At 59.6% G+C, this 15,503-nt stretch carries 17 protein-coding genes and 4 tRNA genes; 6 read left to right on the top strand and 15 right to left on the bottom strand.

What is annotated here, in order from left to right; genetic code table 11:
• Positions 1-48 precede the first annotated feature (48 nt).
• On the bottom strand, positions 49-738 hold the full coding sequence (locus AB4P90_RS04880) for an energy-coupling factor ABC transporter permease (RefSeq protein ID WP_038448869.1): 690 nt from the start codon (positions 736-738) through the stop codon (positions 49-51).
• Positions 739-867: 129 nt separating this feature from the next.
• Between AB4P90_RS04880 and AB4P90_RS04875 the strand changes: the two genes are divergently transcribed.
• The 3 genes from AB4P90_RS04875 to AB4P90_RS04865 are packed head-to-tail and all read left to right on the top strand — an operon-like array spanning position 868 to position 3,084.
• Positions 868-1,497 (top strand): DUF1780 domain-containing protein, encoded by a 630-nt coding sequence (locus AB4P90_RS04875; RefSeq protein WP_003188431.1) that lies wholly within the window; start codon positions 868-870, stop codon positions 1,495-1,497.
• A 54-nt stretch (positions 1,498-1,551) separates the two neighbouring features.
• On the top strand, positions 1,552-1,725 hold the full coding sequence (locus AB4P90_RS04870; protein ID WP_014716869.1) for a DUF3094 family protein: 174 nt from the start codon (positions 1,552-1,554) through the stop codon (positions 1,723-1,725).
• A gap of 60 nt (positions 1,726-1,785) precedes the next feature.
• Positions 1,786-3,084, top strand: a complete 1,299-nt coding sequence (locus tag AB4P90_RS04865) for an NAD(P)/FAD-dependent oxidoreductase (protein WP_014716868.1) — start codon at positions 1,786-1,788, stop codon at positions 3,082-3,084.
• A gap of 192 nt (positions 3,085-3,276) precedes the next feature.
• On the opposite strand, the gene AB4P90_RS04860 is transcribed toward AB4P90_RS04865, so the two are convergent.
• From AB4P90_RS04860 to rluD, 7 genes are all read right to left on the bottom strand, one after another.
• Positions 3,277-3,353, bottom strand: a tRNA-Pro gene (locus AB4P90_RS04860).
• A gap of 94 nt (positions 3,354-3,447) precedes the next feature.
• Positions 3,448-3,523: transfer RNA gene (locus tag AB4P90_RS04855), tRNA-Lys, on the bottom strand.
• 5 nt (positions 3,524-3,528) lie between these two features.
• Positions 3,529-3,605 (bottom strand) — tRNA-Pro (locus AB4P90_RS04850).
• 9 nt (positions 3,606-3,614) lie between these two features.
• Positions 3,615-3,690: transfer RNA gene (locus tag AB4P90_RS04845), tRNA-Asn, on the bottom strand.
• Between the two features lie 295 nt (positions 3,691-3,985).
• Positions 3,986-6,550 (bottom strand): ATP-dependent chaperone ClpB, encoded by a 2,565-nt coding sequence (gene clpB / locus AB4P90_RS04840; RefSeq protein ID WP_014716867.1) that lies wholly within the window; start codon positions 6,548-6,550, stop codon positions 3,986-3,988.
• 135 nt (positions 6,551-6,685) lie between these two features.
• A complete protein-coding gene (gene pgeF, locus AB4P90_RS04835; RefSeq protein ID WP_395605704.1) occupies positions 6,686-7,411 on the bottom strand; it encodes a peptidoglycan editing factor PgeF in 726 nt (241 codons plus the stop codon).
• A complete protein-coding gene (rluD, locus tag AB4P90_RS04830) occupies positions 7,408-8,370 on the bottom strand; it encodes a 23S rRNA pseudouridine(1911/1915/1917) synthase RluD (RefSeq protein WP_003188422.1) in 963 nt (320 codons plus the stop codon). The genes pgeF and rluD overlap by 4 nt, the downstream gene beginning before the upstream one ends.
• A 149-nt stretch (positions 8,371-8,519) precedes the next feature.
• On the opposite strand from rluD, the gene AB4P90_RS04825 reads away from it, so the two are divergent.
• Both AB4P90_RS04825 and AB4P90_RS04820 read left to right on the top strand, forming a co-directional pair.
• Complete coding sequence (locus tag AB4P90_RS04825; protein ID WP_003188421.1) at positions 8,520-9,545, top strand: outer membrane protein assembly factor BamD; 1,026 nt, start codon at positions 8,520-8,522, stop codon at positions 9,543-9,545.
• A gap of 127 nt (positions 9,546-9,672) precedes the next feature.
• Entirely contained in the window at positions 9,673-9,906 is a 234-nt protein-coding gene (locus AB4P90_RS04820) for a PP0621 family protein (protein ID WP_014716865.1), read from the top strand.
• On the opposite strand, the gene thiO is transcribed toward AB4P90_RS04820, so the two are convergent.
• The 5 genes from thiO to pilV are packed head-to-tail and all read right to left on the bottom strand — an operon-like array spanning position 9,893 to position 13,200.
• Positions 9,893-11,002, bottom strand: coding sequence for a glycine oxidase ThiO (thiO, locus tag AB4P90_RS04815; protein WP_014716864.1), 1,110 nt, complete (start codon positions 11,000-11,002; stop codon positions 9,893-9,895). The two genes, AB4P90_RS04820 and thiO, sit on opposite strands and share 14 nt — an antisense overlap.
• Positions 11,003-11,061: 59 nt before the next feature.
• The gene (locus AB4P90_RS04810) at positions 11,062-11,466 is read right to left on the bottom strand and encodes a type IV pilin protein (RefSeq protein WP_020302966.1); all 405 of its coding nucleotides are present in this window, start codon (positions 11,464-11,466) and stop codon (positions 11,062-11,064) included.
• Positions 11,467-11,477: 11 nt separating this feature from the next.
• Positions 11,478-12,008 (bottom strand): PilX N-terminal domain-containing pilus assembly protein, encoded by a 531-nt coding sequence (locus tag AB4P90_RS04805; RefSeq protein WP_019817500.1) that lies wholly within the window; start codon positions 12,006-12,008, stop codon positions 11,478-11,480.
• A 5-nt stretch (positions 12,009-12,013) separates the two neighbouring features.
• On the bottom strand, positions 12,014-12,721 hold the full coding sequence (locus AB4P90_RS04800) for a PilW family protein (RefSeq protein ID WP_014716862.1): 708 nt from the start codon (positions 12,719-12,721) through the stop codon (positions 12,014-12,016).
• Positions 12,718-13,200, bottom strand: a complete 483-nt coding sequence (pilV, locus tag AB4P90_RS04795; protein WP_014716861.1) for a type IV pilus modification protein PilV — start codon at positions 13,198-13,200, stop codon at positions 12,718-12,720. The genes AB4P90_RS04800 and pilV overlap by 4 nt, the downstream gene beginning before the upstream one ends.
• Positions 13,201-13,396: 196 nt before the next feature.
• Between pilV and AB4P90_RS04790 the strand changes: the two genes are divergently transcribed.
• Positions 13,397-13,978, top strand: coding sequence for a GspH/FimT family pseudopilin (locus tag AB4P90_RS04790; protein WP_014716860.1), 582 nt, complete (start codon positions 13,397-13,399; stop codon positions 13,976-13,978).
• Here AB4P90_RS04790 and ispH read toward each other — a convergent pair.
• Positions 13,932-14,879: a 4-hydroxy-3-methylbut-2-enyl diphosphate reductase gene (ispH, locus tag AB4P90_RS04785; RefSeq protein ID WP_395605703.1), complete on the bottom strand. Its 948-nt coding sequence runs from the start codon at positions 14,877-14,879 to the stop codon at positions 13,932-13,934. The two genes, AB4P90_RS04790 and ispH, sit on opposite strands and share 47 nt — an antisense overlap.
• Before the next feature lie 181 nt (positions 14,880-15,060).
• Positions 15,061-15,498: a peptidylprolyl isomerase gene (locus AB4P90_RS04780; protein WP_169855857.1), complete on the bottom strand. Its 438-nt coding sequence runs from the start codon at positions 15,496-15,498 to the stop codon at positions 15,061-15,063.
• Positions 15,499-15,503: the final 5 nt, after the last annotated feature.

Raw genomic sequence — 15,503 nt, 5'->3', positions numbered from 1 at the left:
AATTTTGCAGAGCATGGACCCGCGCCGCGGCCTGGCATTTGACCTGGATCAACGCCGCGAATCGTCGTCCTTCCACGGCGCCGAGAGGTAGCGAGTGCGGTTGAACGTCTCCAGCCATTCCGGGCAAAACACCACCAGCGCGCTGATGACCATGCCGTTGATAAAGGCTTCGGGAAAGATGATCAGCCACAGGTAACCGACAAAATCTTCCAACCACTCAGGCATCGCAAAAAGACCGTCGAACCACAACAAGCCCAAGCCGGCCAACAGGCATAGCAATGCCGAGAGGGCGGCAGCAAAAAAGCCCGAACAGAAGATATACACAAAGGGGTTTCGCGGCTGCGCCCGCTCTACAAACAGCGCGCACCCTTCGGTAACCAGCACCGGCAGCACGATCAGCAGCAGGCCATTGACGCCAAGCGCGGCCAGATCCTGGCGCCCCAACAGCATCAAGCCAAGCTGGGCGGCAAAGCCACCGACGATTGCCAGCGGCCAATCCAGCAGCAAGGTCACGGCGGTCATGCCGATAAAGTGGTAGGACACGCCGGTATCGAAATCCCGTCGCACGAGCCACAGCATGAACAGCGCGAACACCGTGCCGAACAGCAAATGCTGGCGCCGACGGTCGGCAAACAACTCCACCCATGGCGAGCGCAGCATCGCCCACATCAACACGGGCGCATACACCAGCCAGCCGAGGCCGAGCGTCTGGGGTGCCAGAACCGCTGCACTGATCACGGATGCTCTGCCTTTACCAAAAACCTCATCACACACCTCGTCCCTGGGCCTGCTCCACATCAGCATTCTACACCCGCGTTTTTAAGGCAAGACTTCCTGTGGTCATCATTTGAACGCTAAGCTGCGACTATGGATGACTCAGATTATTTGCGCCTGCTCACCGTAGCAGCCGAACAAGCCAATGCGTTTCTGTCCAATGCCCGCAAGTGGGAGCGTGAGCGTTGGGTCTGCCAGCGCCTGCTGCAAGGCTTGAACGTGCCCTACCGCGTCGAAGAGTTTCACGCTGCGGGCCAGGAGCCGCCCGACGTGTTGTTTCGCGACGCCAGCTTCGAGGTCTTTTTTGTGCTGGACGAGGGCCGTCGCCTGAACGACGAGTGGCGCGATGAGTTGCTGCGCAGGCGCAGTGCTTTCTCCTTGAGCCAACTGGTACGGCGCGAAGCCAAGCCACGGCGCATTCCCGCCCATGAATTCCTGCTGCGCCTGGCCCCCACACTGCGTAAAAAAGCCCACAACTACAAAGAACGCGGCATGGACCTGGGGGAGTTGGACCTCATTGCGTTTACCAGCCTCAAACGCGAAGTGCTGGACCTCAACAGCCATTTTCCGCCGCCGACCGAATACCTGCGCCAAGGCTGGCGCTCGCTGTCACTGGTGGGGCCAACCTTTGCCAGGGTGCTGTTTGCACATCCCGACGCGCCGGACTTCTTGCGCAACAACCTGGGCCGCAGCATAGTGTTTGATGTCGGCATCAGCCTTTGATGCCCCTGGCTGTAACGTGGCGCCCCTTTGCAACGTCTACCTGACGAGGCCTTTATGACCAGCCGCCTGAAACCCGATGACCAAGAGCGTGTCGAAGAGTACCTGCGACTTACCCAGCACAGAGTCGAGCGCAAGCCTTTCCGGCCGTGGCTGCTCCTCTGCGTGGTGCTGGTCGTGGTAATCGGGCTCGGTGCGCTGAGCCGCCTATTGAGTTACCTGACGCTATGAGCCGCCTGGCGCTCACGAGGGTAACTGCTCCGATTTCTTTTAGCCTTGCGAGATATCCCCATGACCCATCGTATTATTATCGTCGGCGGCGGTGCCGGCGGCCTGGAGTTGGCTACCCGCCTGGGTAAGACTCTGGGCAAGCGTGGCAAGGCCAGCATCACGCTGGTCGACACCAACCTGACCCACATCTGGAAGCCGTTACTGCACGAAGTGGCGGCCGGCTCACTGAACTCCTCTGAAGACGAACTCAACTATGTTGCCCAGGCGAAATGGAACCACTTCGAGTTCCAGCTAGGGCGCATGAGCGGGCTTGACCGTGAGCAGAAAAAAATCCAGCTGGCCGCCACCCTCGACGAAGAAGGCCGCGAACTGGTGCCTGCCCGCGTGCTGGGCTATGACAGCCTGGTGATTGCGGTAGGCAGTACTACCAACGACTTCGGCACTGAGGGCGCAGCGCAACATTGCCTGTTCCTCGATACCCGCAAGCAGGCCGAGCGCTTCCATCAGCAACTGCTCAACCACTACCTGCGCGCCCATGCCGGGCAGACCGACGCCGTTGAACAGATCAGCGTCGCCATCGTGGGCGCCGGTGCCACCGGGGTCGAGCTGGCCGCCGAGCTGCATAACGCCGCCCATGAACTGGCTGCCTATGGCCTTGACCGTATCAAGCCAGAAAACATGCACATCACCCTGATCGAAGCCGGCCCGCGGGTATTACCTGCACTGCCGGAGCGGATCGGTGGGCCAGTGCACAAGACCCTGGAAAAACTAGGGGTGACGGTACTGACCAACTCGGCGGTCAGTGAAGTAACTGCCGACGCCTTGATCACCAGCAGCGGCCAGGTGATTCCGGCTAGCCTCAAGGTCTGGGCGGCCGGTATCCGCGCCCCCGGTTTCCTCAAGGACATCGACGGCCTGGAAACCAACCGCATCAACCAGCTGCAAGTCCTGCAAACCCTGCAAACAACCCGCGACGAAAATATCTTCGCCTTTGGTGATTGCGCCGCCTGCCCGCAGCCGGGCACCGACCGCAATGTACCGCCACGGGCCCAAGCGGCTCACCAACAGGCCTCATTGCTCGCCAAGTCGCTGAAGCTACGAATCGAAGGCAAGGAGCTGCCGACCTACAAGTACACCGACTACGGCTCGCTGATCTCGCTGTCGCGCTTTTCCGCGGTGGGTAACCTGATGGGCAATCTGACGGGCAGTGTGATGCTGGAAGGCTGGCTGGCGCGGATGTTCTACGTGTCGTTGTACCGCATGCACCAGATGGCGCTGTATGGGTTCTTCCGCACGGCGATGCTGATGCTGGGCAGCAAGATCGGCCGCGGCACCGAGCCACGCCTTAAATTGCATTAACAACCTGGTCTCGGAGGAGGCCTGGCAAATGTGGGAGCGGGCTTGCTCGCGAATACGGTGGTTCAGTCACAGATGTACTGACTGACACAGCGCATTCGCGAGCAAGCCCGCTCCCACTTTATTTTGCGGTGAATTCAGAATTTGCGAGCACAAAAAAAATCCCCGTATCTTTCGATACGAGGATTTTTAATATGGTCGGGGTAGGGGGATTCGAACTCCCGACATCCTGCTCCCAAAGCAGGCGCGCTACCGGACTGCGCTATACCCCGGTAATAAAAAGGCGACCTTTCAGTCGCCTTCTTCGATCAGCGCTTTTGGCCTCTGATCTTAAGATTCGATTCCAGCGTTAACTGGTCTCAAAAATGGTGGGTCGTGTGGGATTCGAACCTACGACCAATTGGTTAAAAGCCAACTGCTCTACCAACTGAGCTAACGACCCAAATATGGTCGGGGTAGGGGGATTCGAACTCCCGACATCCTGCTCCCAAAGCAGGCGCGCTACCGGACTGCGCTATACCCCGGTTTGAAATTGGCTCCGTGACCAGGACTCGAACCTGGGACCCAATGATTAACAGTCATTTGCTCTACCGACTGAGCTATCACGGAACTACATATTTCAAAGTTACTGCTGTGTTGCTTCCTCTTCGACCCTGTCCGTATCGCTACGTTAGCGTCTCTGAGGCGCGCTATTCTACAATCTTAAAAACCCCTGTCAACCCTTTAAATTGCTTTTAAGACAATGATTTGCGCTTCTTTCTGATTTCTTCTTGGGGAGAAGAAACCCGTGGGCTGACGTTGCTGCGGGGCGCACTTTACAAGCCTTTGCCTTACAGTTCAACGCCCTATCGAAAAAAAAGGCCCCGCAATGCGGGGCCTTCTCTGGTTGCGCCAAGCGCAGGCCTTAATGGAAGACGATTTCGTCGTCTTTCACCGTCGCCGTGACGCGGGTGCCAGGCATAAAGCTGCCCGACAGGATCAGCTGCGCCAGTGGGTTCTCGATCCAGCGCTGGATCGCACGTTTGAGTGGCCGTGCGCCATACACTGGGTCGTAACCGACCGCGATCAGCTTGTCCAACGCTTCGCTGCTCAACTCCAGGTCCAACTCGCGCTCAGCCAGACGGCTACGCAGGCGGCCCAACTGAATTTCGGTAATGCCCGCGATCTGATCCCGCGCCAGAGGCTCGAAGATCACCACTTCGTCGACCCGGTTGATGAATTCCGGACGGAAGTGCGTGGTCAACGCATCCATCACCGCCGCACGCTGGGCTTCACGATCACCCACCAATTCCTGGATCTGAGCCGAGCCCAGGTTGGAGGTCATCACGATCACCGTATTGCGGAAGTCCACCGTGCGCCCGTGGCTGTCCGTCAAGCGACCATCTTCCAGCACCTGCAGCAAGATGTTGAACACATCCGGGTGCGCCTTCTCGACCTCATCCAGCAGGATCACCGAGTAAGGCTTGCGCCGTACGGCTTCGGTCAGATAACCGCCCTCTTCGTACCCCACATAGCCTGGTGGCGCACCGATCAGACGAGCCACCGAGTGTTTCTCCATGAATTCGGACATATCGATCCGCACCATGGCCTCTTCAGTATCAAAGAGGAACTCGGCCAGGGCCTTGCACAACTCGGTCTTACCCACACCGGTTGGGCCGAGGAACATGAACGAGCCGCTTGGACGGTTCGGGTCGGACAAACCTGCCCGCGAACGCCGTACCGCGTTGGACACCGCCACCACTGCCTCTTCCTGGCCGATGACGCGCTGATGCAACAGGCTTTCCATCTTCAGCAACTTGTCCCGCTCGCCTTCGAGCATCTTCGACACGGGAATACCGGTCCACTTAGAGACCACTTCGGCAATTTCTTCCTCGGTCACCTTGCTGCGCAGCAACTGGTTCTCGGGCTTGCCGTGCTGGTCGACCATCTGCAGGCTGCGCTCCAGGTCCGGGATCACCCCGTACTGCAACTCGGCCATGCGGTTCAGGTCGCCTTTACGGCGCGCCGCTTCCAGTTCCTGACGGGACTGCTCGATCTTTTGCTGGATCTGCGCCGAACCCTGTACTTCGGCTTTTTCCGAGGTCCAGATTTCTTCGAGGTCCGAATACTCGCGTTCCAGGCGAACAATTTCTTCCTGGAGTTTTTCCAGACGCTTCTTGGCCGCTTCGTCTTCTTCTTTCTTCAGCGCCTGAGATTCGACTTTCAGTTGAATCAGGCGCCGATCCAGGCGATCAAGCACTTCCGGCTTGGAATCGATCTCCATACGGATGCGGCTGGCCGCTTCGTCGATCAGGTCGATAGCCTTGTCCGGCAACTGACGATCAGTGATATAGCGATGGCTCAACTTGGCCGCCGCGATGATCGCACCGTCGGTAATAGCCACCTTATGGTGGACCTCATAGCGCTCTTTCAGGCCCCGCAGGATCGCGATGGTGTCTTCTTCGCTGGGTTCTTCCACCAGAACTTTCTGGAAGCGACGCTCAAGGGCTGCGTCCTTTTCGATGTACTGACGGTATTCGTTAAGCGTAGTTGCACCGACGCAGTGCAACTCACCCCGCGCCAAGGCGGGCTTGAGCATATTGCCGGCGTCCATGGAGCCTTCGCCCTTACCGGCGCCGACCATGGTGTGCAATTCGTCGATAAACAGAATGATCTGCCCTTCCTGCTTCGACAATTCGTTAAGCAAGGATTTCAAGCGCTCTTCGAACTCACCCCGGAACTTGGCTCCGGCAATCAGCGAGCCCATATCCAGAGACAGCAGGCGCTTGCCTTTGAGGCCGTCCGGCACTTCACCATTAATGATGCGCTGAGCCAGGCCCTCGGCAATCGCGGTTTTACCCACGCCAGGTTCACCGATCAACACCGGGTTGTTCTTGGTGCGACGTTGCAATACCTGAATGGTGCGACGGATTTCGTCGTCACGGCCAATCACCGGGTCCAGCTTGCCTTCTTCGGCACGCTTGGTCAGGTCGACGGTGTATTTGTCCAGGGCCTGGCGCGACTCCTCGTGGTTGGGGTCGTTCACCGCTTCGCCGCCACGCAGGTTGTTGATGGCGTTTTCCAGGGCCTTTTTGCTCACGCCCTGGCCCAGCAACAACTTGCCGAGCTTGCTGTTGTCGTCCATGGCGGCGAGCAACACCAATTCACTGGAGATGAACTGGTCACCTTTCTGCTGGGCCAGGCGGTCGGCCTGGTTGAGCAGGCGCGCCAGATCCTGGGACATATTCACGTCCCCGGTGGGATTCTGGATTTTCGGCAGTTGGTCGAGCTCTTTGCTCAACTCCTTGCGCAGGCTGTTGACGTCAAAGCCCACCTGCATCAGCAAGGGTTTGATAGAGCCACCCTGCTGTTCCAGGAGTGCCTGCATCAAGTGTGCAGGTTCGATGGCCGGGTGGTCGAGGCCCACTGCCAAAGATTGAGAGTCGGACAACGCCAACTGTAATTTGCTGGTTAAACGATCAATACGCATTAGTCACCTTCCTTTTGAGCAGGCCGGAGCTATGAACAAACACATCCTGAATGAAGAAACCTGCCAGATACCCTTATAGATGGGGTGGATTCTGGGCGTTTCAAGCGGCAGACGGTTGATACAGGTCAGGACAGTCTAGCGTTCAAGCCAGATAAGGGAGGCGAATCGGCCCGTACGTGGGCTTCGGCGATAAGAAAAGAAACGCGGGTCGGTCACAGTGCACAAACCGCCACCATACACAGCGCTAACACCGCGCGCGGCCAGACGCAGGCGCGCCAGCTGGTAAATGTCGGCCAGGTACTTGCCAGGGTTGTGGCTGGGAACAAAGGCCTCAGCGGTGGCACGCAGTTGCTGCATGAACACTTCACGCACTTCCGGGCCGACCTCAAAGGCTTGTGGGCCAATGGCAGGGCCGAGCCAGACCAGAACGTCTTCGGGTGCGCTATCCAGGCTTTCGAAAGCGGCCTCCAGCACGCCGGCCGCCAAACCACGCCAACCGGCATGGGCTGCGGCAACCCGGGTGCCCGCTCGATCACAGAACAGCGCAGGCAGGCAATCAGCGGTCATGGCTGTGCAGGCGATGCCAGCGGTGCTGGTCCAACTACCGTCAGCCTCGACAGTACGGCCCGGATCGGCCTCAACCACGCGAGTACCATGGACTTGACGCAACCAGGCAGGCTGGATATCGAAGGCCTCACTCAGGCGACGGCGATTCTCAAGGACGGCCTCGAGGCTGTCCTCGACATGATCGCCCAGGTTGAGGCTGTCGAACGGCGCCAGGCTGACGCCGCCCGCACGGGTGCTGACGCAGGCTTTTACCCGAGCCGGCGCGGGCCAGTCAGGTATCAGCCAGTCACTCATCCGACAAAGGCCTCGCGATCTTGCTTGAGCAGCGACAGCAGCCAGACCAGATCGTCTGGCAGTGGCGATTCCCAGCTCATGCGCTTACCACTCGTCGGATGATCCAGTTCCAGGAAGCGTGCATGCAGTGCCTGGCGCGGGAACGTCTTGAGCGACTCAACCATGGTTTGGCTGGCGGCCGGCGGAATACGGAAGCGGCCACCGTAGGCCGGGTCGCCGACCAACGGGAAGTTGATGTGCGCCATGTGCACGCGAATCTGGTGGGTACGCCCGGTTTCCAGCTTGACCCGCACATGGGTGTGGGAACGGAAACGCTCCAGCACACGGTAGTGGCTGACGGCCTGCTTGCCACCTTCCATCACCGCCATACGCTGGCGCTGCTGGCCGTGACGACCAATGGGTGCGTTGATTTTGCCACCGGCCACAACGACGCCGATCACAATGCACTCATAGATGCGGCTGACGCTCCGGCTCTGCAATTGCGTAACCAGTTGCGTCTGCGCCTGAATGGTCTTGGCCACCACCATAAGGCCGGTGGTGTCCTTGTCCAGACGGTGAACAATGCCGCAGCGCGGCACATTGATGATGTCCGGCACGTGGTGCAACAGGGCATTGAGCAAGGTGCCATCAGCGTGCCCGGCGGCCGGGTGAACCACCAGGCCTGCGGGTTTGTTGATGACCAGGATGTCGTCGTCTTCATAGACGATATCCAGCTCGATGTCCTGGGCAACCCATTCTCCCTGGGCTTCCTGCTCGGCAGTCAGCTCAAGAATCGCACCGCCATGGACTATGTCTCGCGGGCGGATAACCGCTCCATCCACAGTCAGGCGGCCGTCTTTGATCCAGGCGGAAAGGCGCGAGCGCGAGTGCTCAGCGAATAATTGTGCGGCGACTTGATCGAGGCGTTGGCCGCCCAATTCGGACGGCACCTCTGCGCGAAGTTCAATTTTATCGGACATGCTCAGACTAGGCGTGGCGTAGCCTTTGGTTTCGGCTGCGCGCTTGTGGTTAAATACGGCGTCTTTTGCCCCGAGGCTTTCAACGGGGCGCTCATCATAACAGGACGGCCCCGCCCAAGACAGCGGCCGTCATAGGGACGCAAGCCGCCATGCAAGTGAAACACCTGCTGCTGATCGCCATCCTCGCCATGACTGCTGCTTGCTCGTCAACAAAGGACGTCGTCGACGAAAACCTGAGCGAAGTCGAGCTGTACCAGCAAGCTCAGACAGACTTGGACAATAATAGCTTCACCAGCGCCACAGCGAAGCTGAAGGCATTGGAGTCGCGTTACCCGTTCGGCCGCTATGCCGACCAGGCCCAGCTTGAGCTGATCTACGCCAACTACAAGAACGCCGAGCCGGAAGCTGCCAAGTCCGCTGCCGAGCGTTTCATCCGGCTGCACCCGCAGCACCCGAACGTGGACTACGCCTACTACATGAAGGGCCTGACCTCGTTCGACCAGGATGTTGGCCTGCTGGCGCGCTTCCTGCCGCTGGACATGACCAAGCGCGACCCGGGTGCTGCGCGCGACTCCTATAACGAGTTCGCCCAGCTGACCAGCCGCTACCCCAACAGCCGCTACGCGCCGGACGCCAAGCAGCGCATGATCTACTTGCGCAACCTGCTGGCTTCGTACGAGATCCACGTGGCCCACTACTACCTGACCCGTCAGGCTTATGTGGCCGCCGCCAACCGTGGCCGCTACGTGGTGGAAAACTTCCAGGAAACCCCGTCCGTGGGTGACGGCCTGGCCGTGATGACCGAGGCTTACCAGCGTCTGCACCTGGACACACTGGCGACGACCAGCCTGGAAACCCTGAAGCTCAACTACCCCGACCACCCTAGCCTGAAAGACGGCCAGTTCGTGCCTCAGGTTGCCGAAGCGGACAACCGTTCGTGGCTGAGCAAGTACACCCTGGGCCTGATCGAGTCCCGTCCACCACTGCCGCCGGGTGAAACTCGCGCCAACCAGGACGTGATCAAGATGTACCAGGACGCCAAGGACGCTATTCCTTCGGATCTCAAGCCGCACGACGAGAACGGTGACGTGATCGAAGAAGAAGAGCCGCAAGCCCTGGGCAACAACCAGGACCGCTCGTGGTTCAGCTACATGACCTTCGGTGTGTTCGACTGATTGTTCGACGCAACGCAAAAGGGAGCTCTGAAGGAGCTCCCTTTTTTATGAGCGAGTATTTATTGCCCTGTGCGCCCGTGACCACCTTGGCTAAACTGGCGCATTCCTTGTCGAGAAACTGCCCATCATGCTTCGTCTACTGTTCTGGATTGCCGTCATTGCTGCCGCGGTATGGTTCTGGCGCAAATTCAAAAAAAATGCCTCCCATCAGCAACGGCCTGCCGAACCGGATGCGGCCCTGATGGTGCGTTGCGCCCACTGTGGCGTGCACCTGCCGCAGGACCGCGCACTGAGTTCACGCCAGGAATGGTACTGCACCCAGGCGCATCTGGAACAAGGGCCAAAGTCTATTCAGCGTTGAGGCGACCTGCGGGGGCGTAAGGCGCTGGATCGATGATCGGAGCCCGCGCCAGCAGCAAGTCGGTGAACAACTGGCAAGATGCCGGTGCGAGTACCAGACCATTGCGGTAATGCCCGCAATTGAGCCACAACCCCTTGAAGCCAGGGACCTCACCGATAAACGGTATACCTTCGGGGGAGCCAGGCCGTAAACCGGCCCAATGCCCGACCACCTCGGCGTCCGCCAAGGCGGGAATCAGTTCCAGCGCAGACGCCTTGAGGCTTTCCAGCGCGGTGTCGGTTGGCGTCTTGTCGAATCCTTCATGCTCCAACGTGCTGCCGATCAGGATGTGCCCATCCCGCCGGGGAATCGCATAACGCCCCTTGGCCAGGACCATGCTGGATAAAAAGTCGGACGCGCATTTGTACAGGATCATTTGGCCTTTGACCGGCTCCACGGGTAGCCCCAAGCCCAGCGTACCCAACAATTGTCCGCTCCAGGCGCCGGCCGCGAGCACCACCTGATCCCCCAAAACCTGGCCCGTAGCGGTATTCACACCCACCACCCTGCCGTCGCCGAGCACAAAACCCGACACATCGCATTGCTCGCAAATCGTCACGTTCGGCAACGCCAGCAGGGCCGCCTTCAGTGATTTGACCAGGCGCGGGTTGCGTACGTTGGCCACATCGGCCATGTAGATCGCCTGAGAATAGCCGCCCCCCAACACCGGCACCGCGTCATGGGCCGCAGATACGTCCACCTTGCTCAACGGTCTCCCTTCACGGGCAGCCCAGGCCAGTGCTTGCGCTTCGTCATCCAGGTCGAGCCAATACAACCCCGTGGTATGTACCTCTGGATCGACGCCGGTCGCTGCAAACAGCCGTTGCGCCAGTTGCGGGTAAAAATCCTGGGACCAATGGGCCAAGGCAGTGACCGCCTGGCTATAGCGCCACGGGTACAAGGGCGAGACAATCCCACCGCCCGCCCAGGAAGACTCTTGCCCAAGCCCACCGCGCTCCAGCAGCGTGACCGCCTGGCCCTCACTGGCGAGGTTGTACGCCGTCAACAGCCCGATTACTCCGCCGCCGACAATCACCACTTGCTGTTGCTTAGCCATCATTTGATCCAGCCGATAAACAGGGAAAGGCGCGCCCGGCGCCCACGCTTCAAGTACGCTCATCCTTGCCCCCAGCAGACCTTGGGCGACATTTCAGGCCCTGCTCCCGGGTTGCCGCGCATACCGGTGCTGGTCAAGCTGAATGCTGCGCATGCGTCGTTCGCCATGACCGAGTCCGCAGCGGGAGTGGCGAGCAGGTCAAAATCCTGAGGGTTGAGGACGGCACTGATTCTATAATGATCATTGCCCGCGCTGACGTCGCCTGCATCAATAAAAGTGCCATTCCTCGTATAAGAACGCTCCAGGTGCTGGGCCTGTTCGCTCAACAACGCGACGATCTGCGCCCGATACACCTTCTTCACCTGGCTGAGGTACCCGGGATACGCAATCCCGGCCAGCAACGCGATGATCGCCACGACGATCAGTAACTCAATCAGGGTAAAACCCTGGCTCTCCTTGCCCATCCGATTGCTCCTTATTGAAGTTGCCGCCATAAGACCCGTCGAAACTTGACGCGGCCGCCCTCCTCCACCCGTGCATAGACCGTCTCCAGCACCGTGCGCGTTTGCCCCGCAAGCCCGACCGAGGTGACACGAAAAAGTGTGCCTAAGGTTTGGGGGGGTAAATGAGCAAGCCCTGCACCTTCCCCAAGAGATTGAATGCCATAAAACCCATCCTTCAAGGCGAGCCAGGTGACCGCCGAGACCGGGTTCGTCCCGGCCGCCGTCAAGGAAGACGCTTCAGCAGGCGGCGCACAACGGATGATCGAGTGGCAGACAGGCATCGCCTGGCCAACCTTTTGCACGGTCGACTCCCCCAATCTCAGGCCGCTTTCGGCAGATTGAAACGATTGATTGCGATGCCACAGGCTGCTCGCGACTTTTTGCTGGGAGACCGCAGCCTGTATTGATGACAGTCCCACTTGCGACAGCACCAACAGGAACACCAGACTGATCAGCAGCACCATCCCGGTCTGCCGTACATGAATGCCGCCATGCATGATCATTGCCCCTACCCCAGCCGATTTCGCAGTGCCGCCACGACACTATAGGTCTGGTCCTTCACCCGCCCAGCGGGGTCTTGAAGGGTCATGAGGATGCGCACGCTACGTATCAGCGACTCATCGGCGGGATGGCTGTCATAGCGCTCCACAACTGTTGATGCCGAGGTGGCTGCCATGCCGAAGCTGACGTCGAATGCCCTTACGTTATCCATCAATACCGCCCTGGCCGGCGCCGCCGGGGTACTGATCTTCAACTGGCCCGATTCGTAGGTGTAGGTAAGTTGGCGTATGCCAAAGCGAAGTTGGCCGGGCTCGGCGCCGGGTGGCGTGCCTGCATAAGCCCTGGCCGCCTCCTTGCAGTCGGACAACACTGTCCAGTCAGGCCTGCCGACGCCATCGCCGACATTCGCGGTCACCAGCGTCAATGACTTCGCACTCCCTGCCGCTTCCCAGCTTATCGGCCGATCAAAGGCAACCGGAGCATTGTCGATAGCCGCCACGGCCAAACACCCCAGCATGCCCGCCTGGCGAATATCCTGGGTGATCTTGCTCAGCACAAAGCGCGCATCATCCTGCAGCACCATGGCGGCCTGCTGGCTGGCATGGGTCAATCGCGAGCTGATCAGTATCTGGCTTGCCCCCAGTATCATGACCAACCCGATGGCGAGCGCCAGCAACACTTCCACCAGGCTGAAACCTCGCCCAAGACGCTTCATTGCGACACTCCCTGTTCATTGCTGATGCGACTGGTCAGGGTGAAGGTTTCCCGCGCCCCAGGGCGATTTGCTGCCCGAGCATCCGCCCAACTGATGCTGATGGTGACCTCGTGCCCGTTCACCACCACTGATCCTTTGGCATCCTCGCCGGCAAAACCCATGATATTGGCTTCGAAATCGTGCAGGTCCAGGTCACGTACGCTGGCGGTGGCAGTGCTGGGTGGCGCCAGCTCCGCCCGGCCCCATGTGTAATCGGCGCCAGCATTGCTGCGAATGCGGTCGAGCATGTCGTAGGCAATAAAACTGGCTTGGCTGGTCATCCTGGCGCTGTTGGTGTACTTGAGCGCGTTGAGTTGCAGCACCGCAGCGCCCATCAGGCCGATCGCCAAAATCAACAGCGCGACCAGCACCTCGACCAGTGTCATGCCGGATTGGCGCAAGTGCGCAACGCGCAGGAATCGGTTCTGGCAGGCAGGCATTTCCGTCGTCATCCATGTCGAAGGCCGGAGAAAAAAGCAGGCAAGGCCTGCTGTGCGACCCAAGACTAGCGTCGGTTTTCGAGCGGCGCTGCTCCCGGAACAAAGGGAAATACTTTGGACATAAAGGCCATCATCCAGCGCCAAGGACCAAGCGCTATACCTAGAAAACCCACTCGTGCCCATGGAGGGAACGCACATGAAACAAAAAGGATTCACCCTGATTGAAATGCTGCTGGGGCTGATCGTCACCAGTTTTCTCGCGCAACTGGCCGTACCCGGTTTCAAGGGCTTGCTTGAATCGCAACAACGACAAAACGCGGCCCAAGCACTCGCCTCCGGGCTGCGCTACGCACGCACCGAGGCCATCGCGCGCAACCGGGCGGTGGTCATTCATGCAAAGGACGAGGACTGGAGCCTGGGATGGCGCGTGATACTGGATGTGAGTGGGCGCGGCCACCTGGATGACAACAATCCAGTATTGCTGGAGCGCGAGGGCAATGGGCGCGTGTCGGTGGCCGGGAATGGCCCGGTTACGAGCCAGGTGCGCTTCAGCGGCCTGGGGGAGCCGGTGTTTGCCGGCGGGGGATTTCGTGCCGGCACCGTACATGTGTGTGACAAGGACCAGGCACAGAGCCTGTATCAGATCGTGCTGGCCCCCAGCGGGCGCATCAGCCTGCGCAGTGACAAGACCGAACAGGCATTATGCCGAGGCTATTCCAGCACCCTGGCCGTCAGAGCAGCGAGCGGACCCGCAGTTCCTTGGGCATGGAGAACGTGATGTTTTCTTCACGGCCCGCCAGCTCATCGGCGCCGGTGGCACCCCAGGCTTGCAACTGTTGGATCACACCGCGCACCAGTACTTCCGGAGCGGAGGCGCCCGCCGTAATGCCGATACGCTCGACACCGTCGAACCAGCTGCGCTGCATGTCTTCGGCGCCGTCGATCAGGTACGCCGGTGTGGCCATGCGCTCGGCCAGCTCGCGCAGGCGGTTGGAGTTGGAACTGTTAGGGCTGCCGACCACCAGCACTACATCGCATTCGTCCGCCAGTTGCTTGACCGCATCCTGGCGGTTTTGCGTGGCGTAGCAGATGTCATCCTTGCGGGGGCCGCCAATAGCAGGAAACCGCGTGCGCAGGGCGTCGATGACGCGGCTGGTATCGTCCATGGACAAGGTGGTCTGGGTGACGAAAGCCAGACGATCAGGGTTGTGTACCTGCAAGTTGGCAACGTCTTTTGCGTCTTCCACCAGGTAGATGGCGCCGCCGTTGCTGGCGTCGTACTGGCCCATGGTGCCTTCGACCTCCGGGTGACCGGCATGGCCGATCAGGATGCATTCGCGACCGTCGCGGCTATAACGGGCCACCTCGATGTGCACCTTGGTCACCAGCGGGCAGGTGGCATCGAACACTTTAAGGCCACGGCCAGCCGCTTCGGTACGCACGGCCTGGGACACGCCATGGGCACTGAAGATGACGATAACGTCGTCGGGTACCTGATCGAGTTCTTCGACAAAGATCGCACCGCGTGCGCGCAGGTCTTCGACCACGAACTTGTTATGCACGACTTCGTGGCGCACATAAATCGGCGGCCCGAAGACCTCCAGGGCGCGGTTGACGATTTCGATCGCCCGGTCCACGCCAGCGCAGAAGCCACGGGGGTTGGCGAGTTTGATTTGCATGCTGTGCCTCGTGCCTTGCAGGCCAAGAAATTGGATCAACTCAGCTCTATAGAATAAGCATCTGTGGGAGCGGGCTTGCCCGCGATGCAAACGACTCGATGTATCAGATACACCTAGGTGATGCTATCGCAGGCAAGCCAGCTCCCACACAAGCCAGCCCCACAGGAACCGGTTTCGTCAGTTAGAGCGCTTTAACGTCGATGATTTCAACATCAAACGTCAAGGTTTTACCGGCCAACGGATGGTTGAAATCGATGGTCACTTGCGCATCATCGAAGGCTTTAACCACACCGGGCAATTCGGTATTGGCCGCATCATTGAAGATCACCAGCAAACCTTCCGACAGGTCCATACCTTCGAACTGCGAACGCGGGATGATCTGCACGTTTTGCGGGTTGGGTTGGCCGAAAGCGTTTTCCGGCAGGATCTGCAGGTTGCGCTTGTCGCCCGCCTTGAACCCGAACAATGCCGCTTCAAAACCAGGCAGCAGGTTACCGTCGCCAACCTTGAAGGTCGCCGGGGCTTTGTCGAAGGTGCTGTCGACCGTGTCGCCATTTTCCAGGCGCAATGCGAAATGCAAAGTGACTTCCGTGTTCTGGCCGATGCGTTGCTCAGCCAATACCT

The organism is Pseudomonas sp. B16120, from assembly GCF_044218845.1.
GTDB lineage: Bacteria > Pseudomonadota > Gammaproteobacteria > Pseudomonadales > Pseudomonadaceae > Aquipseudomonas > Aquipseudomonas paracarnis.
The sequence above is the reverse complement of the archived record's forward strand: the minus strand, read 5'-3'. Positions and strand labels throughout refer to the sequence as shown.

Excerpts from the sequence above, each read along its gene's own strand:
- AB4P90_RS04810 (WP_020302966.1), bottom strand. The coding sequence starts at position 11,466 with ATGGGCAAGGAGAGCCAGGGTTTTACCCTGATTGAGTTACTGATCGTC.
- rluD (WP_003188422.1), bottom strand. The coding sequence starts at position 8,370 with ATGTCCGATAAAATTGAACTTCGCGCAGAGGTGCCGTCCGAATTGGGC.
- AB4P90_RS04805 (WP_019817500.1), bottom strand. The coding sequence starts at position 12,008 with ATGATCATGCATGGCGGCATTCATGTACGGCAGACCGGGATGGTGCTG.
- AB4P90_RS04825 (WP_003188421.1), top strand. The coding sequence starts at position 8,520 with ATGCAAGTGAAACACCTGCTGCTGATCGCCATCCTCGCCATGACTGCT.
- pgeF (WP_395605704.1), bottom strand. The coding sequence starts at position 7,411 with ATGAGTGACTGGCTGATACCTGACTGGCCCGCGCCGGCTCGGGTAAAA.
- AB4P90_RS04800 (WP_014716862.1), bottom strand. The coding sequence starts at position 12,721 with ATGAAGCGTCTTGGGCGAGGTTTCAGCCTGGTGGAAGTGTTGCTGGCG.
- AB4P90_RS04870 (WP_014716869.1), top strand. The coding sequence starts at position 1,552 with ATGACCAGCCGCCTGAAACCCGATGACCAAGAGCGTGTCGAAGAGTAC.
- AB4P90_RS04875 (WP_003188431.1), top strand. The coding sequence starts at position 868 with ATGGATGACTCAGATTATTTGCGCCTGCTCACCGTAGCAGCCGAACAA.
- AB4P90_RS04790 (WP_014716860.1), top strand. The coding sequence starts at position 13,397 with ATGAAACAAAAAGGATTCACCCTGATTGAAATGCTGCTGGGGCTGATC.
- thiO (WP_014716864.1), bottom strand. The coding sequence starts at position 11,002 with ATGGCTAAGCAACAGCAAGTGGTGATTGTCGGCGGCGGAGTAATCGGG.
- AB4P90_RS04820 (WP_014716865.1), top strand. The coding sequence starts at position 9,673 with ATGCTTCGTCTACTGTTCTGGATTGCCGTCATTGCTGCCGCGGTATGG.
- AB4P90_RS04865 (WP_014716868.1), top strand. The coding sequence starts at position 1,786 with ATGACCCATCGTATTATTATCGTCGGCGGCGGTGCCGGCGGCCTGGAG.
- ispH (WP_395605703.1), bottom strand. The coding sequence starts at position 14,879 with ATGCAAATCAAACTCGCCAACCCCCGTGGCTTCTGCGCTGGCGTGGAC.
- pilV (WP_014716861.1), bottom strand. The coding sequence starts at position 13,200 with ATGCCTGCCTGCCAGAACCGATTCCTGCGCGTTGCGCACTTGCGCCAA.
- clpB (WP_014716867.1), bottom strand. The coding sequence starts at position 6,550 with ATGCGTATTGATCGTTTAACCAGCAAATTACAGTTGGCGTTGTCCGAC.